Source organism: Vescimonas sanitatis (genome assembly GCF_049060325.1).
Lineage (GTDB): Bacteria > Bacillota > Clostridia > Oscillospirales > Oscillospiraceae > Vescimonas > Vescimonas sanitatis.
The window spans coordinates 1-278 of the sequence record NZ_JBMGPW010000064.1 but is presented as its reverse complement, the minus strand read 5'-3'; the positions used below and the strand labels follow the sequence as shown (position 1 = coordinate 278).

Here is a 278-nt window from a genome sequence, read left to right as displayed (position 1 = left end):
GTGGGCGGGCATCGTCCCGGCCTCCGGCGTGATCCTGCCGGTAACCACGGTGGAGGTGAAGGAGGGCGACACGGTTTTCGACGTCCTCGCCTTTGTGTGTGAAAAGTACAAGATCCACATGTCCTATCGGGGCGGCACGTCCAGCGGCTGCTATGTGGATGGCATCAACAACCTTTATGAGTTTGACGGCGGCCGTTGGAGCGGCTGGATGTACTGTGTCAACGACTGGTATCCCAACTACGGCTGCGGCGTGTACTTTGTCAAGCCCGGCGAGGTCA

At 59.7% G+C, this 278-nt stretch carries 1 protein-coding gene; it reads left to right on the top strand.

Annotated features, from left to right (window positions below):
• A partial coding sequence (locus ACOMDU_RS13770) for a DUF4430 domain-containing protein (protein WP_421130722.1) occupies nucleotides 1-278 on the top strand: 278 nt, incomplete at both ends.